Annotated in this window: 21 protein-coding genes; 8 read left to right on the top strand and 13 right to left on the bottom strand. The window is 56.8% G+C overall.

Annotated elements, in window-relative coordinates; genetic code table 11:
• Window positions 1–12: 12 nt before the first annotated feature.
• Genes K2184_RS14720 through K2184_RS14735 form a run of 4 tightly spaced genes read right to left on the bottom strand, consistent with a single transcriptional unit; the run spans window position 13 to window position 3,556 of the window.
• The gene (locus tag K2184_RS14720) at window positions 13–732 is read right to left on the bottom strand and encodes an ABC transporter ATP-binding protein (protein WP_163524655.1); all 720 of its coding nucleotides are present in this window, start codon (window positions 730–732) and stop codon (window positions 13–15) included.
• On the bottom strand, window positions 725–1,492 hold the full coding sequence (locus K2184_RS14725) for an ABC transporter ATP-binding protein (RefSeq protein ID WP_016809094.1): 768 nt from the start codon (window positions 1,490–1,492) through the stop codon (window positions 725–727). The genes K2184_RS14720 and K2184_RS14725 overlap by 8 nt, the downstream gene beginning before the upstream one ends.
• Window positions 1,489–2,595, bottom strand: coding sequence for a branched-chain amino acid ABC transporter permease (locus K2184_RS14730; protein WP_004111103.1), 1,107 nt, complete (start codon window positions 2,593–2,595; stop codon window positions 1,489–1,491). The genes K2184_RS14725 and K2184_RS14730 overlap by 4 nt, the downstream gene beginning before the upstream one ends.
• A gap of 10 nt (window positions 2,596–2,605) precedes the next feature.
• A complete protein-coding gene (locus K2184_RS14735) occupies window positions 2,606–3,556 on the bottom strand; it encodes a branched-chain amino acid ABC transporter permease (protein WP_016809096.1) in 951 nt (316 codons plus the stop codon).
• 171 nt (window positions 3,557–3,727) lie between these two features.
• Here K2184_RS14735 and K2184_RS14740 point away from each other — a divergent pair, with 171 nt between their 5' ends.
• The 6 genes from K2184_RS14740 (at window position 3,728) to K2184_RS14765 (ending at window position 10,773) form a co-directional block, all read left to right on the top strand.
• Complete coding sequence (locus K2184_RS14740) at window positions 3,728–4,657, top strand: LysR substrate-binding domain-containing protein (protein WP_004111106.1); 930 nt, start codon at window positions 3,728–3,730, stop codon at window positions 4,655–4,657.
• A gap of 211 nt (window positions 4,658–4,868) precedes the next feature.
• A complete protein-coding gene (locus K2184_RS14745; RefSeq protein WP_024273873.1) occupies window positions 4,869–6,749 on the top strand; it encodes a beta-glucoside-specific PTS transporter subunit IIABC in 1,881 nt (626 codons plus the stop codon).
• Window positions 6,746–8,170 (top strand): glycoside hydrolase family 1 protein, encoded by a 1,425-nt coding sequence (locus tag K2184_RS14750; RefSeq protein ID WP_024273874.1) that lies wholly within the window; start codon window positions 6,746–6,748, stop codon window positions 8,168–8,170. The genes K2184_RS14745 and K2184_RS14750 overlap by 4 nt, the downstream gene beginning before the upstream one ends.
• Window positions 8,167–9,006, top strand: coding sequence for a BglG family transcription antiterminator LicT (gene licT, locus K2184_RS14755; protein WP_023320493.1), 840 nt, complete (start codon window positions 8,167–8,169; stop codon window positions 9,004–9,006). The genes K2184_RS14750 and licT overlap by 4 nt, the downstream gene beginning before the upstream one ends.
• Window positions 9,007–9,155: 149 nt before the next feature.
• Window positions 9,156–9,494 carry a helix-turn-helix domain-containing protein gene (locus K2184_RS14760; protein WP_023320494.1) on the top strand — a complete coding sequence of 113 codons (339 nt, stop codon included), beginning with the start codon at window positions 9,156–9,158 and terminating at the stop codon, window positions 9,492–9,494.
• On the top strand, window positions 9,484–10,773 hold the full coding sequence (locus K2184_RS14765; protein WP_032726132.1) for a type II toxin-antitoxin system HipA family toxin: 1,290 nt from the start codon (window positions 9,484–9,486) through the stop codon (window positions 10,771–10,773). The genes K2184_RS14760 and K2184_RS14765 overlap by 11 nt, the downstream gene beginning before the upstream one ends.
• Before the next feature lie 84 nt (window positions 10,774–10,857).
• On the opposite strand, the gene K2184_RS14770 is transcribed toward K2184_RS14765, so the two are convergent.
• The 5 genes from K2184_RS14770 to K2184_RS14790 all read right to left on the bottom strand — a co-directional run bounded on the left by K2184_RS14770 (window position 10,858) and on the right by K2184_RS14790 (window position 17,404).
• Entirely contained in the window at window positions 10,858–11,862 is a 1,005-nt protein-coding gene (locus K2184_RS14770) for a LacI family DNA-binding transcriptional regulator (protein ID WP_004099902.1), read from the bottom strand.
• Window positions 11,863–11,892: 30 nt separating this feature from the next.
• Window positions 11,893–13,293: a sucrose-6-phosphate hydrolase gene (locus K2184_RS14775; protein ID WP_049127318.1), complete on the bottom strand. Its 1,401-nt coding sequence runs from the start codon at window positions 13,291–13,293 to the stop codon at window positions 11,893–11,895.
• Window positions 13,293–14,663 (bottom strand): sucrose-specific PTS transporter subunit IIBC, encoded by a 1,371-nt coding sequence (locus tag K2184_RS14780; RefSeq protein ID WP_004111111.1) that lies wholly within the window; start codon window positions 14,661–14,663, stop codon window positions 13,293–13,295. The genes K2184_RS14775 and K2184_RS14780 overlap by 1 nt, the downstream gene beginning before the upstream one ends.
• 135 nt (window positions 14,664–14,798) lie before the next feature.
• Window positions 14,799–16,316 (bottom strand): carbohydrate porin, encoded by a 1,518-nt coding sequence (locus K2184_RS14785; protein WP_047720206.1) that lies wholly within the window; start codon window positions 16,314–16,316, stop codon window positions 14,799–14,801.
• Window positions 16,317–16,480: 164 nt separating this feature from the next.
• Complete coding sequence (locus tag K2184_RS14790) at window positions 16,481–17,404, bottom strand: aminoimidazole riboside kinase (protein WP_163524657.1); 924 nt, start codon at window positions 17,402–17,404, stop codon at window positions 16,481–16,483.
• Window positions 17,405–17,793: 389 nt separating this feature from the next.
• On the opposite strand from K2184_RS14790, the gene K2184_RS14795 reads away from it, so the two are divergent.
• Together K2184_RS14795 and K2184_RS14800 are read left to right on the top strand one after the other, a co-directional pair.
• Complete coding sequence (locus K2184_RS14795; protein ID WP_004099916.1) at window positions 17,794–18,183, top strand: hypothetical protein; 390 nt, start codon at window positions 17,794–17,796, stop codon at window positions 18,181–18,183.
• A gap of 311 nt (window positions 18,184–18,494) precedes the next feature.
• A complete protein-coding gene (locus K2184_RS14800) occupies window positions 18,495–18,992 on the top strand; it encodes an RcnB family protein (protein ID WP_004111119.1) in 498 nt (165 codons plus the stop codon).
• Window positions 18,993–19,087: 95 nt separating this feature from the next.
• Here the strand turns inward: K2184_RS14800 and K2184_RS14805 are convergent, their stop codons facing one another.
• Genes K2184_RS14805 through K2184_RS14820 form a run of 4 tightly spaced genes read right to left on the bottom strand, consistent with a single transcriptional unit; the run spans window position 19,088 to window position 24,435 of the window.
• A complete protein-coding gene (locus tag K2184_RS14805) occupies window positions 19,088–19,813 on the bottom strand; it encodes a fimbrial biogenesis chaperone (protein ID WP_023329395.1) in 726 nt (241 codons plus the stop codon).
• Window positions 19,810–21,141 (bottom strand): fimbrial protein, encoded by a 1,332-nt coding sequence (locus K2184_RS14810; protein WP_163524659.1) that lies wholly within the window; start codon window positions 21,139–21,141, stop codon window positions 19,810–19,812. Before K2184_RS14810 ends, K2184_RS14805 begins: the two co-directional genes overlap by 4 nt.
• Window positions 21,142–21,157: 16 nt before the next feature.
• Window positions 21,158–23,686 carry a fimbria/pilus outer membrane usher protein gene (locus K2184_RS14815; protein ID WP_024273878.1) on the bottom strand — a complete coding sequence of 843 codons (2,529 nt, stop codon included), beginning with the start codon at window positions 23,684–23,686 and terminating at the stop codon, window positions 21,158–21,160.
• A 47-nt stretch (window positions 23,687–23,733) separates the two neighbouring features.
• Window positions 23,734–24,435, bottom strand: a complete 702-nt coding sequence (locus K2184_RS14820; RefSeq protein WP_439237760.1) for a fimbrial biogenesis chaperone — start codon at window positions 24,433–24,435, stop codon at window positions 23,734–23,736.
• Window positions 24,436–24,465 lie beyond the last annotated feature (30 nt).

Consider the following 24,465-nt stretch of genomic DNA (forward strand, 5'->3'; position numbering starts at 1 on the left):
CTGGTTGGTGTGTTAAACGGACATTTCGCCCAAATAAATCTGTGCTATACGATCGTCGGCCAGCAGCGTCTGCGACGGACCGCGCTCGACGATGCTGCCGCTATCCATTACCCAGGCGCTGTCGGTCGCCTCCAGCGCCAGGCGTGCGTTCTGCTCGATCAGCAGCAGCGCGACGCCGCGCTGGCGCAGGGTGGCGATAACGCGAAAAATGTTCTCGACCATCAGCGGCGCCAGGCCCATTGACGGCTCGTCGAGGATCAGCAGGCGCGGCTGGCTGAGCAGGGCGCGGTTGAGCGCCAGCAGCTGCTGTTCACCGCCGGAGAGCAGCCCCGCCAGCTGATGCTGGCGTTCGGCGAGGCGCGGGAAATTAGCGAAGATGGCGCGCATCTCCTGTTTGACCGCCGTCGCGTCGCGTCGTAGCCAGGCGCCCATTTGCAGGTTTTCCAGCACCGTCATGCGCGCAAAGATGCCGCGTCCTTCCGGCACCATCACGAGTCCTTCGCGCAGCAGGGATTCGGCCCGACGTTTGCGTATCGGTTTGCCGTTAAACAGAATTTCGCCGCTAAAGGGTTCCAGCCCGGTAATGGCGCGGACGGTGGAGCTTTTGCCCGCGCCGTTGGCGCCGATAAGCGTGGTCTGCTCGCCCGCTTTCACGCTGAATGAGACGTCGCGCACCGCCTGGATGCCGCCGTAGTGGACGCAAAGCTGGTTAACGGTTAATAAATCAGACATGGGCGCTGCCTCCCAGCCAGGCGGCGATCACCGCCGGATCGCGGCGTACGCTATCCGGCGTGCCGCTGGTTAACGTTTTGCCGTAATCCAGCACCATCAGGCGATCGCAGATCCCCATCACCAGCTTGACGTCATGCTCAATCATCAGCAGCGTTTTGCCGTCGTCGCGAATACGCAGCAGCAGTTCGCCAAGGGCCATCTTCTCGGCGGCGTTCATCCCGGCCGCTGGTTCATCCAGCGCTAACAGGCGCGGATCGGTCGCCAGCGCGCGGGCGATCTCCAGCCGCCGCTGGTGGCCGTAGGCGAGGTCGCAGGCGCGGTAGTGGGCGAACTGCGCGATACCGGTATAATCCAGCAGGTGCCAGGCCAGCTCGCGGGTTTGCGCTTCCTCGGCGCGGGCGCGTTTATGGCGGGAGAGCGCGGCCCACAGACCATTACGGGTGCGCACGTGGCGGCCCACCATTACGTTCTCCAGCACCGACATGTCGTTAAACAGCCGCACGTTCTGAAAAGTGCGGGCGATCCCTGCGGCGGTCACTTTCTCAATATTCTTCGGAAAATAGGCTTCGCCGCCGATAGCGAACTCGCCGCTGTCCGCCGGGTAAAGCCCGGTAATCAGATTAAAACAGGTGGTTTTTCCCGCGCCGTTGGGGCCAATCAGGCCGTAGATTTCGCCCTCGTTGATGCTCAGCGATACGTTGTCGACCGCCGTCAGACCGCCGAAACGCTTGGTCATATGGCGTACGCTTAACAGGCTCATGCTTTTGCTCCTTGATGTCGCGCGGGCCAGATGCCCTGCGGGCGCAGCAGCATGACCAGCACCAGCGCCAGACCGTAGAACAGCTGGCGCAATACTTCCGGGTCAATCAGCACTTCGCCAAACAGCGCCTGCTGTACCGGCGCCGCCTGGCTGCGCAGCAGTTCCGGCAGCGCGGTCAGCAGCACCGCGCCGAGGATCACGCCGGGGATGTGCCCCATCCCGCCCAGCACCACCATCGCCAGGACCGCAATCGACTCCTGCAGGGTAAAGGATTCCGGCGAAACAAAGCCCTGAAATGCGCCGAACAGCGCGCCCGCCACGCCGCCGAATGAGGCGCCGATAGCGAAAGCCAGCAGTTTGTAATTACGCAGGTTGATGCCCATCGCGCGGGCGACGTCTTCGTCCTCGCGGATCGCGTGCCAGGCCCGACCAATGCGTGAATGCTGTAGCCGCAGGCAGACGAAAATAATCGCCACGATCGCCAGCATCAGCAGGTAGTACCACAGCCACAGCGCTGGGACTTTAAAACCAAACCAGTGATAGACGCCGCTAAACTTGAGGCCGAACAGATTCAGCGAATCGACCCCGGAAATGCCTTTTGCGCCGTTGGTGATGTTGACCGGACGGTCGAGGTTGCGCATCAGGATGCGAATAATTTCACCGAACCCGAGGGTGACGATGGCCAGATAGTCGCCGCGCAGCTTGAGCGTCGGCGCGCCCAGCACGATACCGCAGCCTGCCGCCACCAGCGCGGCGAGCGGAATAATCACCAGCCAGGAGGTGTGCAGGCCGTCCGGAAACCAGCTATTTAAAATCGGGAAGACGTCCAGCAGATGCGGCGAGGCCAGCAGCGCCGCCAGATACGCGCCGACGGCGTAAAAGGCGATAAAGCCCATATCCAGCAGGCCGGTGTAGCCGACCACAATATTCAGCCCCAGCGCCAGCATAACGTAGAGCAGGGCGAAGTCGATGACTCGCACCCAGTAGTTGCCGCCGAGCTGGCTGGCGACCATCGGCGCCACCAGCAGCGCGCAGACCAACAGGGTCATCCCGGACCAGAAGCGGCGGGAGACGACAGGCGTATCGAGTTGTGCCGTTGTCATGATTTTTCTCCTAAGCCCGGTGCGCGACGCGTTCGCCGAGCAAACCGGCCGGGCGGAAGACCAGCACCAGGATCAGCACCATAAAGGCGAAGATATCCTGGTAGTTGCTGCCGAAGACGCCGTGGGTCAGGTCCCCGAGATAGCCTGCGCCAAGGGATTCGATAAGGCCCAGCAGCAGGCCGCCGATCATCGCGCCGCGAATATTACCGATGCCGCCGAGCACCGCGGCGGTAAAGGCTTTAATGCCGGGCAGAAAGCCCATGGAGAAGCTGGCATTGCCGTAGTTGCTGGCCATCATGACGCCAGCGAGCGCGGCGAATATGCCGCCGATGGCGAAAGTGAGGGCGATAATTGCGTTAGGGTTAACGCCCATTAGCGTGGCGATGCGCGGATTTTCCGCTACCGCGCGCATACCGCGACCTAAACGGGTGTACTCCACCAACAGCCACAGGCCAAGCATCACCGCGAAGGCCAGCGCGACGGTGACGATACCGGTGACGGTAACGAGAGCCGGCGGATGCGCTGCGCTGCCGTGGGTCACGGCGATGGCATCCATTGACAGGATCTGCGGGAACATCAGCGGATTACGCGACCAGACGATCATTGCCACGGTTTGCAGCAGTACCGAGACACCGATCCCGGAGATCAGCGGCGCCAGGCGCGGGGCGTTGCGCAGGCGGCGGTAGGCAAAGCGTTCGACCGCCATCGCCAGCAGGGCGCAGACCGCCATGGCCAGCACCAGCGCCAGCCCCAGCTGCGCCAGCGGCGGCAAAGTGGGGAAATGGGCGTTCAGCGCGTGCATCCCGGAAAGCGTGGTCAACGCGCCGACCATCAGAATATCGCCGTGGGCAAAGTTAATAATGCGCAGGATGCCGTACACCATGGTGTAGCCGAGCGCGATCAGGGCGTAGATGCTGCCGAGCATGACCCCGTTGATGATTTGTTGTATGAGTGTGTCCAACTGATTGTTCCGACAAGATGCTCAAATAATAGCTACCATCCAACAAATGAATTAAATTGTAAAATACGCATATATTCTTTCTTATTATAAATGTGTGGTTAACTATCTTTATGATTTTAAATATAATTCAATAATGCATCGGATAGCGAAATGCGCTAAGAAAATCAACATATGAAAAAAACAGAACAATCAGAGGGGCCGGTTAGCTGGTCGGAGAGTACGTTGGCCAACGATCCCCCGCTGCGGGCGGTGCGCGCCTTCGAGGCGATCGCACGCCTCGGCAGCGTAACCCTGGCGGCGCAGGAGCTGGCGATATCGCCCTCGGCGGTCAGCCATCAGCTCAAAGTGCTGGAAGGCTATTTGCAGATCCCGCTCACCGCACGTCAGGGGCGACGGCTGACCCTCAGCCAGCAGGGGCGGGAGTATTACCGCTCGATCCGCGCGGCGTTTAACGTGCTGCGTCAGGCCACTGAGCACCTGGTCGATCAGGTGCAAACCCAGCAGGTGACGATCAGCCTGATCCCGCTGTTTGGCATGGGCTGGTTTATTCCCCGGCTGCCGTCATTCGTGCACGCGAATCCGCATACCGAAATCAACGTGGTTTACGCCAACCACCGCAACTATCTTAGCGACGCTTCCGATATGTCGATCCGCTTTGGCAACGGTCACTGGGTTGGCTATCAAAGCGAAAAGCTGATCTCCGGCAGAATGGTTCCGGTATGCAGTCAGGCTTTTCTCCGCCTCCATGGGCATATTGATACCCCGGAACAGCTGTTACAAATGCCGCTGCTGCATGATGAGGAGCGCACCACGTGGAACCAGTGGTTTGTGCAGCAGGGAGTGAAGCGCCCGCCGCGATCGACCGGGCCGATGTTTGAGGATGGTCTGCTAACCCTGGCGGGCGTACAGGCCGGGTTGGGCTGTGCGCTAATGCGCGAGCCGCTGATCGCTCCCTATCTGAAGAGCGGCGAGCTGGTGAAAATCTTCGATGCGGCAATAGATGATGGCCGGGATTATTATCTCTGCGTGCGCCAGGATAGCGAGATGACCCCCAATGGCAAACTATTACAAAGCTGGCTTCGTCAGCAGGCCTTCGGCTGATATTTACTTAAGAATTTACTTAATCCAGCTCACACTTTTGTCCGGTCATCATTGAATTCATCAAAGGCCGCTTAGATAATCCGCCGAAATAACCCATTTTTATGATGGCGTGCTACTGCGAAAGCAGGCAAGACCAAAATAGAAATGCTCTCCCGCCAAGGGGAGCGTCTCTGTTTTGGTCTTTTTTTTTGCCCCAACACCAGGGAACACTATGAACTATAACGAAACAGCAGACAAAATCCTCCACGCGGTGGGCGGTGCGGAGAACATCCGTATGCTCACCCATTGCGCGACCCGGCTGCGCATGGAGTTCAACGACCGCGCAAAGGTTAACGATGCGCAGATTGGCGCCCTCCCCGGCGTGATCAGCGTAGTGGAGAAGGGCGGCCAGTTCCAGATAGTTATCGGCAATGAGGTGCAGCAGGTTTATCGCCTGCTCAATAAGGCGCTGCCGGAGAAAAAAGGCCCGGCAGGCGGCGATAAAAACGCGAAGCCGGCCGGCATCGTCGCCCGGATTATCAGCGTTATTTCGACCACCTTTACCCCGGTGATCCCGGCGATTACCGGCGCGGGGATGATTAAAGCGCTGCTGGCCATTCTCAAGCTCACCGGGGTGATTAGCGAAACCAGCTCGACGTATCAGCTGCTGAATATTATTGCCGACGCCGCCTTCTTCTTCCTGCCGGTGCTGCTGGCCTACGGCGCATCGCTGAAGTTTGAATGCAACCCGATTCTGGCGATGACCCTCGCGGGCGTGCTGCTGCATCCGGGCATCGGCCAGATGCTGGCGGCCGGTAAAGCGGTGGATTTTGTCGGCATCAACGTCCTGCTTTCCGATTACGCCGGTTCGGTGCTGCCGATTATTCTGACCGTGTGGCTGATGTCGTGGGTGGAGCGCTTCGCCGAAAAAGTGTCGCCATCGATTATCAAGTTTTTCGTTAAGCCGATGCTGATTCTGCTGATTACCGCGCCGCTGGCGCTGGTGGTGGTCGGCCCGGCGGGCATTTTGCTTAACGACCTGGTGGCTGCGGGGGCGGGCGCTATCGACCGCCACGCCAGCTGGTTAATCCCGATGCTGATGGGCACCCTGCAGCCCTTCCTGATCATTACCGGCACCGCCTGGGCGATGACGCCGATCGCCACCGGTCAGCTGAGTAAAAGCGGTTACGAGATGATTAACGGCCCGGGGATGCTGGCCTCAAACGTGGCGATGGGAGCGGCGACGCTGTGCGTGGCGCTGAAAACCAAAAATAGCAACCTGCGCCAGCTGGCCTCCTCGTCGGGATTTACCGCACTGCTGGGGATCACCGAACCGGCGCTGTACGGGGTGCTGCTCAAGTTCCGCCGCGTGCTGATTGCCGCGATGATCGGCGGCGGCTGCGCCGGGGTCTATGCCGGGGTGAGCGGGCTGGTGCGCTACGCGTTTGTCTCGCCAGGCCTCGCGGCGCTGCCGGCGTTTATCGGTGAAAACCCGATGAACATCGTTCATGCGCTGGTGACCTGCGCGATTTCGATCGTGGTGACCTTTACCCTGACCTGGTTTCTCGCCTTCAAAGATGTTCCTGAGGAACAAGAAGCGGTGGACGAGGCGCCGCAGCCTGCGGCGAGCGCTAAAAGCGAGGGGGAGACGGAGGTATTAAGCCCGCTGCGCGGTCAGGTGGTGGCGCTCAGTGAAGTGAATGACGACGTCTTTTCCGGCGGTCTGTTGGGCGAGGGGCTGGCGATTCGTCCCGAAGAGGGAGTACTGCGCGCGCCGTTTAGCGGCACGGTGATGATGTTCCTGCCCTCCTGCCACGCCGTTGGCCTGCAGAGCGACAGCGGGGTTGAGCTGCTGATCCATATCGGTATTGATACCGTTAATCTTAACGGCCAGCACTTTAGCTCATCGCTGAAGGTGGGGGATAGGGTGGAGGCGCGGCAGGTGCTGATCCGCTTTGATATTCCCGCCATCGAACAGGCCGGATACGACCTGATTACGCCAGTCATTGTGGTCAACGGCGATGGGCAGTACGCTCTGCGCTTTACCGACGCCGCCCGGGTGGATTACGGCGAGACGCTGATGGTGCAATCCGTTAAGGAGGCGCAGCCATGATTTATCAACAGCAGGCCCGGTTCCCGGACGGTTTTCTGTGGGGCGCGTCCACCTCAGCCTATCAGGTTGAGGGCGCGTGGAATGAAGACGGTAAAGGACCGTCGGTAGTCGACATGCTTAGCCATCCGCCGGGAACGGCGGACTTCCGCATCGCCAGCGACCACTATCATCGCGTGGAGGAGGACGTCGCGCTGATGGCGCAGATGGGGCTGAAGGCCTACCGTTTTTCGGTGGCCTGGTCGCGGGTGATACCTGACGGCGATGGCCCGGTGAATCAGGATGGGCTGGCCTTTTATCACCGCCTGATCGACGCCCTGACGCGCCACGGGATCACCCCCATCGTGACACTCTACCACTTCGACCTGCCGTGGGCGCTGGAGCTAAAAGGCGGCTGGCTGAACCGCAAAACCGGGGAGGCATTCGTGCGCTATGCCAGGCTGCTGTTCAGCGAATTTGCCGCCAAAGTTCCGCTCTGGCTGACCATCAACGAACAGAACACCATGATTCTGCATCCCGGCGCGATTGGCGTGCCCGCCGATCGTGAACTGCCGGATAAGAAGGCGCTGTACCAGCAGAATCATCATATGATGCTGGCCCAGGCGCAGATCTTCGCCCTGTGCCACCGTGAGTTCCCCGGGCTGCGCATCGGCCCGGCGATAAACACCACGTCGATGTACGCCGAAAGCTGTAAGCCGGAGGACGCCATCGCCGCGCATAACTGGGAGACGCTGCGTTGCTGGAGCTTTCTGGATGTTGCGGTGCATGGGCGCTACAACGCCCTGGCGTGGGCCTATATGCAGGATCGCGGCCTCGCGCCGGAACTGCAGCCGGAGGATGCGCTGATTTTGCAGCAGGGGAGGCCGGACTTTATCGCCATTAATTACTACTCGACCGCCACCATTGCCGCCAGCCGGGGCGACGGCGGGGACGTTGCGCCCCGCGCGGGCGATCAGCAAATTATGCTGGGCGAAGAGGGGGTTTATCGTCCGGCGGAAAATCCATGGGTCGGCAAAACCCCCTACGGCTGGGTGGTCGATCCGGTTGGGCTGCGTCTGACGCTGCGTAAAGTGTGCGAGCGCTATGGTCTGCCGATTCTGATTAGCGAAAACGGGATGGGCGCGCCGGACAAGCTGGAGCCTGACGGGACGGTGAATGACGACTATCGCATCGCTTTCCTCGACGCGCATATCGCACAGATGCGGCTGGCGATTGCCGACGGCGTCGAGCTGATGGGCTACTGTCCGTGGGCGGCGATTGACGTGGTCAGCACCCATCAGGGATACGCCAAGCGCTACGGTTTTATTTATGTCGATCGCGGCGAGGATGACCTGAAGCGCCTGCAAAGGATCCGCAAACGCAGCTTCTGGTGGTATAAGGATGTCATCGCGCAAAACGGCAACCACGACGAGTCGCAGAGATGATTGTTCAGAAGGTGCTCAATAATAGCCTCGTGCTCTCGATGGACGACGATAACAGGGAAGTTATCGTCATGGGGAAAGGCATTGGTTTCAATAGCAGGCCCGGCGATGCAATCGCCCCGGAGAAGATAGAGAAGCTATTCGTAACCCAGGCGCTCGGCGCGCGCAGCGGCTATCTTGAGGCGCTCTCCGCCATTCCGGATGAGGTCATTGAGATGGCCGCAATGATTATTTCCCGCGCCAATATGCAGCTCGCCAGCAAAGTCCGCGAGCAGATTTTCTTTACCCTCGCCGACCATCTGACTTTCGCCATCGAGCGCAGCCGCAAAGGGATCGCTATTCAGAACCGCCTGCTGCCGGAAGTCAGGCGCTTTTATCCGCAGCAGTTCCGCGTCGCCAGTGAGGCGGTGACGATTATTCGCCAGCAGTACGGGATTGAACTGCCGGAGGAGGAAGCCGGGAATATCGCCTTTCATCTGGTTAACGGCCAGAGCGAGGGCGACGACGTAGCGCAGACCATGCAGTCGGTGAAAATGCTGAAGGATATTTTTAATCTCGTGCAGTACCACTTTAAGCAGCAGATAGACACCGAATCGATAAACTACTCGCGCTTTCTGGTCCATATGCAGTTTTTCCTCCAGCGTTTACAGGAGGGGGAGCTGGACGGCGCGCGGGACAGCTTTCTGCTGGTGCAGGTGATTAAGGCGTATCCGGACGCTTACCGCTGCGCGCTGCTGATCCGCGACTACGTCAAAGCCCAGCTCGATATCACCCTCGGCGGCAACGAGCTGCTGTGGCTCACCGTTCATCTGGTGCGGATCGCGGGGCTGGATGTGTGATTTTGTTCTATTAATGGGGCGTAATAGCCATTTCTGTTTTTTTTATGGGACATGAGCTCTTTGGAATGACTGAGTTGGCTCATTTGTAGTGTTCTATAAACGGGTTATAATCGCTAACTACGTTCTATTAATAAGGCATGAGAAGCATTATGGCAAAGCCGTCGACCCGAACCTACTCTCGTTACAGTCGCGACGCAGCACGGTTGCTGGGAATGATGATCCGTACCGCACGCATAGAATCCAGACTCACTATCGAGGAGCTGGCAGAACGTGCTGGCGTGTCGCGTGGGCTGGTTTATCGTGCTGAGGAAGGCGATATGGGATGTGCGATTGGCGCGGTATTTGAACTGGCGACAATAGTGGGCGTGCCGCTGTTTACGCCAGAGCGTTCTGCTCTGGCGTTACATATTGCTAATGCAGAGAAAACGCTGTCATTAATGCCGCGTGCGGTTCATCACTCAAGGAAGGTGATAAATGATGACTTCTGAGAATAGCCTTGAGCAAGTGTATGTCTGGATCTGGCTGCCTGGAGCAACAGAACCCGTTGTCGCCGGAGTGTTAAGCAGAGACAACGGTCGGTTTATTTTCAACTACGGCCGCAGTTATCTGGAGCGGAAAGAGGCGATAGCGGTTTATGTGCCGGAGCTTCCTTTAGTCAGAGGCGCAATTGTACCTGCCCCTGGTTTGCAAATGGCTGGCGCGTTACGCGATGGCGCTCCTGATGCCTGGGGGCGGCGAGTTATTCTGAACCGACTGATGGGCGCACAAGGCAGAGATACCGATCCCAACACCCTGGATGAAATGACCTACTTACTTGAGTCCGGTTCCGATCGGATTGGTGGGCTTGATTTTCAGCGCTCTGCGACGGAGTATGTTCCACGCGCGGCCCGAGGAGCATCGCTTGAAGAGCTTATGCAGGCAGCGTCGATGGTGGAAAACGGTATACCGTTAACCGTCGATCTTGAACAGGCGTTATTTCACGGCACTTCACTCGGTGGAGCACGACCAAAAGCGATGATCGAATTTGGGAATCGTAAATTTATCGCTAAATTTTCTTCTTCAACAGATACCTATAATGTTGTTAAAGGCGAATATATCGCCATGCGCCTGGCAGGCTGCGTTGGGTTGAATGTTGCGCCTGTTCTCTTTCGCCATACTGCTGGTAAAGATGTTTTGCTTATCGAGCGTTTTGATCGCGTCCAAAGCAAGACCGGTTGGCAACGCCGCCTGATGGTGTCAGCGCTGACTATCTTTGGTCTTGATGAAATGATGGCAAGATATGCGAGCTATGAAGATTTGGCGGACATTATACGTCAGCGTTTTAGTGCCCCTAAAGAGACGCTGCGGGAGCTGTTTGGGCGACTTGTTTTTAACATTATTTGTGGTAATACCGACGATCATGCCAGAAACCATGCGGCATTTTGGGATGGTAAAAGGCTTAGCCTGACGCCTGCATATGACATTTGTCCTCAAGGGAGAGCCGGCAATGAAGCCACGCAGGCTATGCTGATCGTAGGCGAAAATCGGATGAGTAACCTTGCGGTTTGCCTGTCGGCTGCCGACCGTTTTTTACTGAGCAGACGTGAAGCCATTGAGCTTATTGCCCATTATCTTGATACGGTCCATATGAACTGGAAAGCCCTCGGTGATGAGGTGGGGTTAAGTGAAGTGGACAGAAAACTCTTCTGGGGAAGGATGTTTTTTAATCCTTTCATATTTGAAGGCGCGCCAGAAGAGATTTTGAGGCTACGTAAGTCGTGGCTTTAACGCGTCCGGTGCCACTGCATTTTCAACGCGGCAAGACAAATAGTCCGTTAACGCGTTTCGATAACCTTTTAAACCTCCGTAGTATCACCGATGCCGAAACTGCAGCGTCGCCGGCAGGTAGCGCTGTAGCGGTTCAGGCGTGTTGCCCTCGATCAGCTGACTGATTAAATCGTAGCAGTGCCAGGCCAGCTGGCGGTTATCCTGCTGTACGGTATCAATACGCAGCGACAGCGAATCGTAGAGATAGTGATCGTCAAAGCTCGCCAGGTGGATGTCGGAGTCGAGTAAATGGTGCTGGCTCATATAGCGCAGTACCCCTTCCAGCAGCCCGCAGGCGGCGGTAAATAGCGCCTTAGGCGGCCTTCCCAGGCGCGCGCAGAGGGCGGCGAACATCTCATAGCCGGAGCTGGGATGGTAGTTGCCGTTGATCACCCACTCCGGGCGCAATTCAATACCCGCCTGGGCCAGACCCTGCGTAAACCCGGCCAGACGATCGCGGGAGGGCGACAGACGCGGCTGGCCGCCTAAAAACCAGAACTCATCGCTATGCTGAGGCGCGATGCGGGAAATCAGCTCCGTCGTTGGGGTAATCGAATCGGTCATCACCAGCGGCAGCGCGCTTTCATTAGGACAGCGGTCAAACAGCACCACCGGCAGCTGTTCGCTGAGCTTAAGGTAGTCGGCATCGTTGTGCATACAGGAGGCGACGATCAGACCGTCAACCTGGCGGGCAATCATGTTATTGACCACCATGCTCTCCTGACCGGGGTTTTCATCGGTACAGGAGATCAGCAGCTGGACGCCCGCTTCGCGGCACAGCATCTCCAGCTCATGGGAAAAGACCGCAAAGCCGTAGTTGGTGATTTCCGGCACCACCAGACCGATGGTGTGGCTACGGTTGTCGCGCAGCGAGCGGGCGTGGATGCTCGGCTGATAGTGCTGCTCGCGGGCAATCGCCAGCACGCGCTCGCGCGTTTCCTGCGCCACGCGCAGCTCCTTGCCACGCCCGTTCAGCACCAGGCTGGCGGTCGCTTTGGAAACGCCCGCCAGTTCGGCGATATCTTTAATGGTTACGCGTTTGGTTTTCATTACGACGCCATGAGCCTGAAAGCAAAACGCTTATTCTACCATGCATGTTCGCAGCGGCCAGTAGCAGAATGCGTCCGGCGCGCTGCCGGAGAAAATCAGCTGCGCCGGATAAGCCGGGAAGCAGCGGCTGCTCATCACCCCCTCGCCGTCGTTGATGAAAATCTCCACGCTCGACCGGTCGATGAAAATCCGCAGCGAACGGACCTCGCCGCGCCAGTAACGATAGTGCATCTCGTCGCCGGCGAGGCTGCGTCGCGCCAGGCGAATCCCGCGGGTATCGCGCTCAAGGGTCAACGCGCCGCCGAAATCGAGGCTTAACGTATCGTTCCGGGCGGTTTGCAGGGCGATTTCCATCGGCGCCAGCGGCAGGGCGTTCCCCGGCCAGCCGTGCGCTTCGCCGCGCAAGGCGGTCAGCTCGCGCAGCGGACGCTGGTAGAGCTGACCGTCGATCAACTCCAGCTCACGCAGGCAGGTCATCTGATGGATCCAGCCGTTGGCAAGAGTCGGCTGAAGCATCTCTTCGCCGTCCGGCACGCCCATCCAGCCGACCAGCAGACGGCGGCCATCGCGGGTGTGCATGGTTTGCGGGGCATAAAACTCAAACCCGGCGTCCAGTTCGTGCAGCTCGCGGTGGCTGAAAGCGGCGCGGTCGTAGTCGAAACCACCGGCCATCCATACCGCCGGATAGGTATTGAGGAAGCGCTCTTCTTCGCGAGCCATCCCCTGCGGGCAGCAGATCAGAATATGCTGGTCGCCGAGCGGAAACAGATCCGGGCACTCCCACATATAGCCGGCGTCGTCGAGGCCATTGAGGCCGTAGCCGGCGATTTCGCCCTCACTCGTCCACTGATGGAGGTCTGCGGAGCTGAACAGCAGCACCTTGCCGCGCTTTTGCCGATCCTGCGCGCCCAGTACCATGTACCAGCGTCCTTCGTGCCGCCAGACTTTCGGGTCGCGCACGTGGCCGGTGTAGCCCTCCGGCAGGGGCAGGACCGGGCCAATTTTGCGGAAGGTGCCGTCGGCGTTTTCCGTTGCCAGGCACTGCCAGGCGGTTCGGCCGCCATCGGCAAACTTCACGTTGCCGGTATAGCACAGGGTGAGCGTACCGTTGTTATCCACCGCGCTGCCGGAGTAGCAGCCGTTACGGTCATACTCTTCGTCCGGCATCAGCGCAATCGGCTCATGCTGCCAGTGCAGCAAATCGGCGGAGCTCCAGTGCCCCCAGCACTTAAATTTATGATCGCAGGCGAGCGGGTTCCACTGATAAAACAGGTGATAGCGTCCGGCAAATTCGACAAAGCCGTTGGGGTCGTTCATCAGCCCGGTAACTGGCGCATGGTGCCAGCGCGGATAGTGACTATCGGCCAGCGCGCCCGGCTGGCCCTGCATAACGGCCTGCAAAATCGCAGGCAGCCGTGATGGAAGTGACATTATTCAGCGTCCGTTTTGTATTTCAGCACCAGGGAAACCGTAAAGGCGACGCCAAAGGCGATAACCATTCCGATAATGTAGTTCAGCAGCGAGCTGGCCTGCACGATGGCCATGCCGGGGATCGCCGTCAGGCCTACCGCGGTCATGTAGACGTGCATGGATACCACCCACGCGCCGCCCGCCGCGCCGCCGATCAGCGCCGCGATAAACGGCTTCACAAAGCGCAGGTTGATACCAAAAATCGCCGCCTCGGTGATGCCCAGCATGGCGGAAAACGCTGAGGGCAGCGTGATGGCTTTAATTTTTGCGTCTTTGGTTTTGAACCACACCGCCAGGCAGGCGCCACCCTGAGCGACGTTAGCCATCGCCCAAATCGGCAGCAGGAAGTTGACGCCGATGGAGGGATTGCCGAGGAGTCCGGCTTCGATGGCGTGGAAGCTGTGGTGAATACCGGTAATGACGATAACCGAATAGAGACCGCCAAACAGCAGACCGGCGAGCCAGCCGGCGTGGCTAATCAGGGTGCTGAGGACAAACGAAATACCGTCGCCGAGCGCGCGACCGGCCGGGCCGATAATCAGCAGGGCGATAAAGCCGGAAATAATCACCGTCAGGAACGGCGTCAGTATCAGGTCCAGGGCATCGGGGATCGCGCGGCGCAGCTGCTTTTCAACGATGCTCATAAACCAGACCGCCAGCAGCACCGGGAACACCGTACCCTGATAGCCGATCATGGCGATTTCGAGGCCGAAGAAGTTCATGGTATGGAAACCGGCGGCGACTCCCCAGGCGTTCGTCAGCGCCGGGTGGGTCAGAATGCCGCCGAGCGTTGCGCCGAGATAGGGGTTACCGCCGAATTCGCGGGCGGCGGTAAAGCCAATCAGAATCGGTAGAATGATAAACGCCGCCGAGCTGCACATATCCAGCATGATGTAGATGGCGTTGCCTGGGTCAACCCAGCCGTAGGTTTTGACCATTCCCAGCAGGCCCATCAGCAGACCGGAGGCGACGATGGCCGGGATAATCGGCACGAAGATGTTTGACAGCAGGCGGGCGATGCGCTGGAACGGGTTAAGCTTTTTCGCCGCGATGTCGGCGGCTTCCGATTTACTGGACTCGCTAATACCTGCCGCCTGAATAAAAGCGGCATAGACTTTATTCACCACCCCGGTGCCGAAAATAATCTGCATCTGCCCGGCATTACGAAAGCAGCCCTTAACCCCTTCAATTTTGCCGATGGCCTGCTGGTCAGCCAGCGCGTCATCAACCAGCACCAGGCGCAGACGCGTGGCGCAGTGCGCGGCGCTGGCGATATTTTCCTTGCCTCCCAGAAGCGGAAGCAGCGAGCGGGAAATCTGTTCAAAATCCATAGTACCCTCTGAATGCGTAAACATTTTCGTGTTGTCGTCCCGTGTTCACGGGGGCGCAGTTTCTGCGTCGTTATTGTGTCCGGGGCGACGAAGGCGTTTTGCCGCCCCGGCGGTTCCTGTCGTCTGATGTAACCGTCAGAACCAGGTTTCCATCTGCATACCGAACGACCATTCGCCGCCCGAGTTAAAACCGTTGCTGCCCAGCGCGTCATCGCTGGCGTAATTATTCAGTTTTTTGCTCCAGTCCATCCAGGAGGTGTAGAAACGAATCTCCGGACGACTGAAGAAATCACCGATGCTGCCGACCTTAAAGGTTGGAGCGAAGGTGAGCTTGTAGAAGCTACCGTTCACCGCATGACGATCGTTATAACCTTCGGGTTTGAGATCCATATACTGGTAGCTGCCTTCGTAGGCGAGGGCGAAGTTCTGATTGATCTCCTGGATCAGGCGCATGTTGAATGTTGCCCACTGGTAGCTATCGCCATCGACATAGCGGTCTTTGCTGCTTTGCGCCAGGATCGCCGGGGCGATAGACCAGTTTTTGCCGATCGGCGTGGTACCGTAGCTGGCAATGCGCCATGTGTCGGCCCCCGAACGAAGGGCGCCGTCAGAGCCGATACCTTTAACCTCTGCGCCCAGGCCGTGACCGTAGAGCAGGGCGGTTTTGCTGCTACCGTCGCGCAGGCCGTAGAAACTGTCGTTATGCAGGCCGAGCAGCGCGTGTACGCCGGTATTTGCCGCATCGCCTTTCACCAGATTGCCGTTGGTATCTTTACGCTCGTCGTTATCTTTCGCCCGCAGACCGCTGACCATCATCTGCAGCGGACCGGCGAAGTGGTTCATGGTGAGGATATAGTTCTGCACGCTGTTGCTGGAATCATCGATGTCGCCGAAGTTACGCCCGTAAAGGGAGAAATTACTGCGCAGGTTGTCGTTCCACTTCACGTCGTAGATACCGCCGCCGGTACCGGCGAGAAACACGACGTCAGAGTCGATCCAGTGAATATCAAAGTTGTCGCGGTCAAAACGTTTCCCGGCCCACAGGGTGGAGCCTTTAAACGGCCCGGCGAACGTAGGCAGGTTACCCAGTTCGACAAAGGCCTGACGAACGTTCAGATCGCTGGTGCTTGCCGTCCAGTCGTTATAAGTGGTTTGCCCGTCGGCGACCATCACTTTGAAGCGGGTGGTGGCCCCGTTATCCAGGGTCTGCTTATGTTCAAGGTTCATTTCAACATAGGTATCGGCCTGGTTTCCCAGACGGCCGATTGCTCCGCCGGTTTCCCCCGCTGGCGTCATGTAGGCTCCGGATTTGGTGCTGGCGCCGGAATCATTCATTATTACGCCGGAGCGGGCGTAGCCGTGAAACTCAAAGCCGCTTTTCTCATCGGCCTTTTTCTCAAGTTTGGCGGTACGCTGAGCCACTTCCTGAGTCGTGTCCTGGTTTTTTTGCTGCTGCGCGGTGAGTTGCTGGACTTTTTTCTCCGCCGACTCGGCGCGGTTTTCCGCCGTTTGCGCCCTGTTTTCCGCTTCCTGCAGGCGCTTTTCCAGCGCGATGAGCCGGGCTTCAATGGTGCTGAGGTCCGTTTGCGCGTGGGCTGAGGCGGCGCCGGTTAGCAAAGCGATAAGAACCGCAAGTGTGCTTTTTCTATACATGCTGGTCGCATCCCAAAAGTAAAATGAAAAGTAGTGTTTTTTGCTAAACCGGTTTAGGCGCTATGTTAAGCCCGACCTTTAACATTTTTAAAATGAATTTGCTAAACCGGTTTAATAAATGTGATGGATGCAACAAAGTGAGCCGCGCAGGGCGGCTTTAACGATTAAAACTGGCGATTAAGATCGCGCTGATAAGGCAGGGCGGTCATCGCGCCTTTCGCCGTTGTCGCCAGGGCGCCGCAGGTTTGCGCCAGCGTGAGGGTCGGTTCCAGCGCGGCGATATCCGTCGGCATCCCGTTGGCGGCAAGGCTGGCGAGCAGTCCGGCGACAAATGCGTCTCCCGCGCCGGTGGTGTCCACGCTGACAACGGGCCTGGCGCTGAAATGGGTAAACTGCTGCTGGAAGGCGGCAAGCACGCCCGCCTTACCCTGGGTCACCAGCAGCAATTCCGGCTGATAGCGCTCGGTTAGGCTGGCGATTCCATGCGCTAAATCATCACTGCCGCTGATGAATACCAGCTCCTCTTCCGATAGCTTCACCACGTTGGCCATCCGCAAAGCGCGATCGAGGCAGGCGTGCAGCAGTTCCTGATCCTGCCAGAGATCCGGGCGGATATTGGGGTCAAAGCTGACCCGACCGCCGGCATATTTAATGCGCTCCATTGCCGCGAAGGTGGTACTGCGGCTGGGCTCGGCGCTGAGCGCAATAGAGCAGACGTGCAGCCACTGCCCGGCGGCAAACGGCGGCAGGTCTTCTTCGGTGAGGAACAGGTCCGCGCTGGGGCGCACCATAAAGGTAAAGGTGCGTTCCCCCTGATCGTCAAGGTCGACTACCACGGTGGAGGTACGGTGCTGGCCGTCGAGGTGCATATGGCTGACGTCGACCTGCTCCTGTTGCAGGGTATGACGCATAAAGCGGCCAAACGGATCGTTGCCGACGCGTCCGATAAACCCGCTGTTTCCGCCAAGGCGGGCGACGCCTACCGCTACGTTAGCCGGCGCGCCGCCGGGGCACTGCAGCAGGCGGCCTTCGCTCTCCGGCAGCAGGTCCACCACCGCGTCGCCCAGAACCCAAACTTTTGCATTCATGCTGAAAATTCTCCATAGCTAAACTTAATTAAACCGGTTTAGCACATTAAAGCATAGCGACAGAGTGAGGGGAACGTTGAAGGCGGAAAAGTGCGATTCCGGGTATAAAAACGTGAGCGGCCTTGCAAAACCGCGGTGATTTGGCCGCGCGGAGGGTCATGCCGATCGCCGCCGTCTGCATAGCGGCATCGAGCGTCAGCCCGGACGGTTACGCTACGTCGCCCATGAAAGGAATGCTGGCTGAGCAGCCGGCACCTGGATCCGGCAGGTAAAAAACGGATCGAAAAGTCTTAAAATAGTTTTAAGAACAATCCCTAAAGCCAGACGGCAGAATCTTGTGCCATGCTGAATGCGACTCATAACATTAAGTTCGTTAGAGAGAGGACAATATGAAAAAAGCAATGATTGCGTTATCTGCGATTCTGGTAGCAGCTCCTGTTTTTGCTGCAACGACACACGCAACCGATGATACCGTCGCGGCGGCCCACGAAGGGGCGAACACCGCGAAGGAAAAACTGCACGAGGCCCAGCACCAGGGTGAAGAGCAGCAGCTGAAAGCCAAACATGCGGCAGAAGGCAAAAGCGATAGCGTAGGCAGTGAAGTCAGCGAAGGCGCGCAGAAAACCTGGAACAAAACCAAAGAAGGGACTGAGAAAGGCTGGAACGCCACTAAAGAAGGCACCGAAAAAGGCTGGAATAAGACCAAAGAGGTCAGCAAAGAAGGCTGGGATAAAACCAAGCAGGGTGCCGAAGAGCTGAAAACAAAAGTCACTGAATAATCACTGACTATTTGCTAAAAAAGGTCGCGAAAGCGGCCTTTTTTGTTATTCAGGGCATTTAATTCAGCACCGGGATAATATTGATTAATACGTTATACGGCTCTACCCCCTGGATTCCGGGCAGCATTAAGGCGGCCAGTTCATCTTTTCCCATGCGCGCGGGTAACGCTGTAACAAAGGTGAATGAATGCAGCCGACAAAAAACAACTTAAACGATGAAGGACATTAGCCAGGAATTGTCCTGGTTATAGTGTTACTCACTATTCCTCCACATTTTCCCGGTACAAAGGAAATATATCAGGAGGTGTATTATGAAAAAGATTCTTTCACTGGCAATTATTTTATCGTGTGCTTTTACTTCAGCCTCATGGGCGGATGGCCCTGGCGGCAACAGCCACGGTCAGCAGCAGGTCTGGCAGCAAGACGCCGGCCGCGGCGGCCCGGACGGCAACCGCCAGCAGGGGGCGCAGGCCAACAACCATCAGGGCAATAATCATCAGGGGAACGGTGATAACCGTGGCCCGGATCGCGGCGATAAAGGGCGCGGGGGCCAGGCGCATGATAGTCGACCTCAGGCGCGTCATGAGCAGGATCACTTTGCGTGGAACGGGCACGATTTCCGCAAAGGTCAGCCGGCTCCGGAACGTTTCCGCGGTAATGATTATCGGATTAACGACTGGAACGATCGCGGATTACCGGCACCACCGCGCGGGCAGCACTGGTCGTATATTGACGGCAACTATGTGCTGATTGCCGCCGCCACCGGGATTATTACGTCTATCCTGATTAACGGCGCGCTGAATAACTAATATCCAGCCACCCGGTTAGCGCGGCGCTGCCGGGTGAACCGCTGCGAGCGGTACGGCTTTAATTGCCTCACAGATATTTTCCCGCGACTTTTCAGTTAGGGCTTAAGTAAGACGGTGTGTTCAACAGAAGCGCCGTCATCATTTAAATAACGAAAGCGGATTTTTTGGCCTGTGGGTGGGTTAGCGAATGCCTCCAACGGATAGATGCGACGGCTATAGGCTTTTGTCATCATATCCATCTGCGCTTTGACCCCTTTTTCCTGACCTCCGTTTAACAGAGTAATAGAGGTAAATGAAACGTTGAGAGGAGAAGGATTATCACATTCTATTCCCCAACCGCCATTTTCCTGCCGCAGCCTAAAGTTCAGCTTTGCTATTGACTCTTCAAGCGAAGTTGCAAGGGCCTTCGGCCGCCAGAAGAGTTTTAACTGGGTATTCATTGCCAGCGTCAGGCGAGCATCCTGCGACTTTTTTCCCTCCAGCGGAGGGATCTCATAGAGATTAATCCAGAACACCGACTCACGATCCGTCGGCAAGGGATCCTGGTTATATATAATGCGCAGCCCCTGCCGCTCTCCGGGTTCCAGACGGAAAACGGCGGGGAGGATGACAAACGGCGCCTGTTCAAAATCAGGATGGCCCGCACCATCGTCGATCCAGCTTTGAATAATCACCGGATAGGCATTGGTATTTGCCAGCATCAGCGTTTTTTCGCGCTGTCCTTCCGTATAGACCATCCTGGTGGCGGCAGGCATGATCCCGGCATAAAGCGGCGCGGCAGAAAGCATGCCCAGCAAGCAGATAAGGGCGCTCTTCATCATTGCATTTTCACCAGTACATAAGCTGTAGCGTAGACTTTACCCGGCGTGATGCTTTGCCCGTTTAGCTTTTTCAGGCTGGCAATGAGTGAGTAAGTGTAATAGGTATAACCGCTTTTAATGCTTCCGGCCTGGGTTGCGCCCTGCATGACCGGGTACCACCCCGCATTATTGCCTCCCGGCGTTAAGCTGGAAAAACCGGGCTGGCCAACAAAAATAAGCTCTTCGCCAGGCTTGTTGCTATGGGCAAGCGTAATGCCTACGCCCTTAGCCATATCTGCGGAAAAGTAGTTGTCGGATACCAGCGCGCTGACGCCGCCGCTGCCGTTAACCAGCCCGAGAGACTGCGCTGCGCTGTATGCACCTTCAGAAACCTGGAAACCCATCGCTGTTTGGGTGTCGCCAATGCCGGACTGAACGGTATCACTGCATTCAACTTGTACTGAAAAGGAGGAGGTGGCTTTCATTCCCGCTTCCAGTTCCGGGACCGAAATTGTCGGCAGCATCACGATGGGCGTGGCGCTACGGGCGACGCACGTGGGAACGCTGTAAATGGCGCTGCCCGTACGCATGCCGTAACCAAATCCATTATCTGCGCCCCAGAAATCAAATTTTGATGCGCTGTCCTCACCTACTTTGTCATGACTAAAGGAAAAAGAGACTGAGGCGTCGCCAGCAAGCTGAATATAGCTGTTCGGCTGCGTACAGGTATAAATCGCTCCTACGGCTTTACCAAAGGCAATACCTCTACCATTATCATTGTTGTTGCCACAATAGGCGGAACTGGCGGATTTGCCCGGCAGCGTGCTGACCCGATACAACTCGGCCTGCAGCGGCGGTATATCCTGCAGACGAATTTGGATCTTACCATTAGAAGTGGTATTCCAGCTGGAGAGCGGTAATTTCTTCCAGTAGCGGGTTAAGGTGACGCCGCCCATTGTCTGACGGATGCCAACGTAGGCGAACCACGTCGCATAGACATCGCTTAGCCCGTCGGGACCGCCAATATCATAGTAACCGCCAACCCGATCGTCACCGTTGGTCGCCACCAGGAAGTAAATACCGGAAAGATCTGCCTCATCACACTCCCAGAGCACCGTAGAGGCTGTTGCTCCGCCATAGGTATAGTTAGTGGGAGGAACGACGATGCTGGCCAGTAATGATCCCACCGGCATAAAATATTCATCAGTGAGGTTAATTTTTCCAAATGGAATGATTGCCGTTCGCCCATCTTCCGTTTGTGGCGCGCTGGTTTTGGTGCATCGGCTCCAGCCTGGCGCGGCAGCCAGGAGTAGCATCAGAGTGATACCCAGCTTAATGATATTTTTCATTTCTACTTCGGCTCCATTAACGTGAACAGACTGAGGATAATCTGACCATCGGCAGCTCTGGCTGCGCGCCAGAAATATCAAAAGGCAGCGTGCAGCGTTCTTCTGACTTATCTCCCCAACGGACGACAAAGTGCCCCTGGCTTTTTTCGCTACGCACGTATATTTGTCCTCCCTGGCCCGCCATACCGATGACGTTGCCGCCCTCATCCAGGACATCCGAACCCGGCGGCAATGATTCGCCGCTGGCTAATCGGGCTTTAATTAACAAGGCTGTACCGCTACGGGTGCGAAAAACCACTTTGCTGACGGAGCCTGCCAGAGGGGCAACACGTTTTTCGCTATCCACCAGCTCGGCGCTACCGTCCATATTTTGCGGATCCAGCGTGACCCGGTTGTAGCGATATGGCGTCAACGAAGGGACCAGCGCATAACCCTGGTTATCAATCGTCACTTGTTGAGCGTTAAGCACTTTCGCTCCCGCCGCGCCTTTCGCTTCAACGAGGGCAAAAGTGTCGCCCAGATACGGGCCGAAAGTGAGGCCGCCGGAGTGAATAGCCAGCGCGCCCTGGGCGCTGCCGGATGCCTGCCAGTACCCGTCGCCTTTCGAAGCGTTCACACCAACGGTGGTATCCGAGAACCGTTTTTGCAGGTTGCCGCTGAAGACGGTGTTGCGGTACTGCTGATCGCGACTGATATTCAGGCCATAGCTGGCCGTTTGCTGTTCATCAATCACCCCGTTCAGCGAACTTTGATACTGATCGCCGCCATCGGTCGAATGAGTCCAGGAGGTGCTTAATGTCGGCGCTCGCGTGCTGGAGGTGCCCAGCGGTATTGAGAATGAGAGCGAGGTGATGGTTTGCATGCTACCGTTATCGCCATAGCTGCCCATACGCTGACGGCCGACGGACAGGTTGGTGCTGATGCCGTGAAAACTGTTGCTATAGCCAAACTGTAACTGCGTATCTCGATTGCGGCCATCACGGTAATCCTGCGTCGAACCCGACAAATACAGGCTGCCAAGCTGGCCAATGCTTTGGCTCAATGAAATATCGAATCGGGAACGCTGGCTGTAGGTGGACGATTGCCAGCTATCGCCATAATGTGTGCTATCGCGCAGGCTGAGCACATCGCTAAGGTCGCGATAGCCGCTGGTCGAATAGCGGTATCCGGCAAGGGAGACCGTCGTATCCGTCTCCTGAAACGTTTTGCTCCAGGAAAGGTGCGTCATCCAGCCTTCGGTATAGCCGCTATCGGGCACCTTTGCATGCGACCAGGTGAGGTCCATGCCCAGGGCCCCCAGCCAGCTACCGTAAACGCCGCCGAACATGATTGCCTGGTAGGAGTCTGCGATGCGCAAACCGCTGTTCATAGTGATGGCGTTACTGAGGCCTCGCTGCCAGGTTATGTCGCCGAATAGCGATTCCTCGCCGGTATCGCGGGTTTTCCCCAGCTCGAAGTTGTAGCGGGATATGCCCGCCCTCATCGATTCCGGTACGGCGGAGAAGGGGACGCTGAAGCGGCTGACCGATCCGTCCGCTTCGCTCACCTCAACGTCGAGATCGCCGCTATAGCTCGTCGGATAGAGGTCTGTAATTTCAAACGCTCCCGGAGCGACCGTTGTCTGGTAGATTTCCTGACCATTTTGACGGACGGATACTTTGGCGTTAGTGACGGCAACGCCACGAATAACAGGAGCGTAGCCGCGTTGAGAATCAGGCAGCATCCGGTCATCCGTAGCAAGGCTGAAGCCGCGGTAGTTCAGGCCGGAAAAGAAACGACCTGCCGTGACCAGCTCGCCCGCCGTGAGTTGGCTGCCATATTCGGGTAGAGGTCTCTGCAGGTAGCTACGGATATTTTTCCAGGTACTACCGCCATCGCGGCTCCAGTTTAAATTGGATAACTGCCGATACTGCCATTTTCCAAGATTGATCCCGCCACTTAGCGAAGCCCAGGCCGAGTCCTGATTGCCGCTATTCTTTCCGGAATAGGAAACATGATAATAGTTGCTGATATAGTTTACGAAACCGACTGAAGTCCCCGAATCCAGCTCTTCCGGGTCAACGTACCCGCGAGGCGCTCTGTCCATTTCTGTCTGGGGAACGCTGAGATTAAGACGTAGCTGCGCAACGTTCATATCCACGCTACCGCCTTTTACTACCTGCTTTAAAAAATAGCAGCGGGGGGCTGATGATGAATTGGCGGCGGTTGGCGGCGTAAGTTTAATACCCGCACTTTTGAAAAAGGTCTCAGGTAAGCAAGGAGAAACCGAATCGTCATTGAGTTTGATGAATTCAACTTCAATATTATCGACAAAGTGGCTATTTACAGAGACATCGACTCTGTATTTCCCCGGAGCGATGCTATTTTTCTTCACCAGCTGTGCGAGAGCCGACTGGCTGAATCTTCCACCGCGAAATAATTCAGGCTCGAAAATATAATCATCGGCCGCAGATGAGTCGGACAATGCATTTTCCGGAGTGCTATCCGCTGCGTACGATCCGGAGATTGATGCTATTACAGAACATAAAACAAGAGTGTATTTCACGCTACTCCGCCTCCGAATCGGTACGGTATCATTTTTATTATTGCGTTCTATAAGGTGCGCTCGTTGATGACATCTATGCCGTAATCATTGACCAAAACTAACCGCAGACGTGCGCCCTTGAGGCCGGACACCGGGGCTGAGGGTAACCACTCTGCGGATGATTGCGGCGCGACCATTTGCCTATCAGCTAGCTTAATTTCGCGACCGTTAATCACTAAACTGGCGCGACGGACAACGGCAAAGTACCCAGCAGAATTAGTGACTTTTATTTTTTTGCCGCTAAGCGAAAAGGTCATTTTCTTCGCCGTCTCTCCCGGGGTTCCTTCTATTCCCTGAGGGCGATAAAAAATTTTAACCCGATTGGTGATGGCTAAAACGAGCTGATTACTCCCACTTTTTTCCGATTTTGTCGCCGGAAGTTGGGTGAAATTCATATAAAAAATTGATTCTTTATTTTGCGGTAGACTATTGCCAATATACTTTAGAAGAACCGTTTGCGCGCTGCCCGGCTCCATGCGAAATATATTGGGCGTCAGCAGGAAGTTGCTATCTTCTTCATCAGCTGGTTTCTTTTCACTGCCATCGTCGACCTGAACCTGAACAATATAAGGTTGCTGGTCCGGATTTTTTAGCTGGATAGATTTATTGCTAGGGAAGGTGCGAATAAGCAGGTCATTTCTTCCCAAGCTGACTCGCTGATTAAAATTTCGCGGATCTGGGCCGATTTTTTTCCCGCAAACACATCGAATTAGCCTATTTAGGCTATTTTTTCCACCATT

The sequence above is a fragment of the Klebsiella sp. K5-306 genome, assembly GCF_051835185.1.
Taxonomy (GTDB): Bacteria; Pseudomonadota; Gammaproteobacteria; order Enterobacterales; family Enterobacteriaceae; genus Klebsiella; species Klebsiella oxytoca.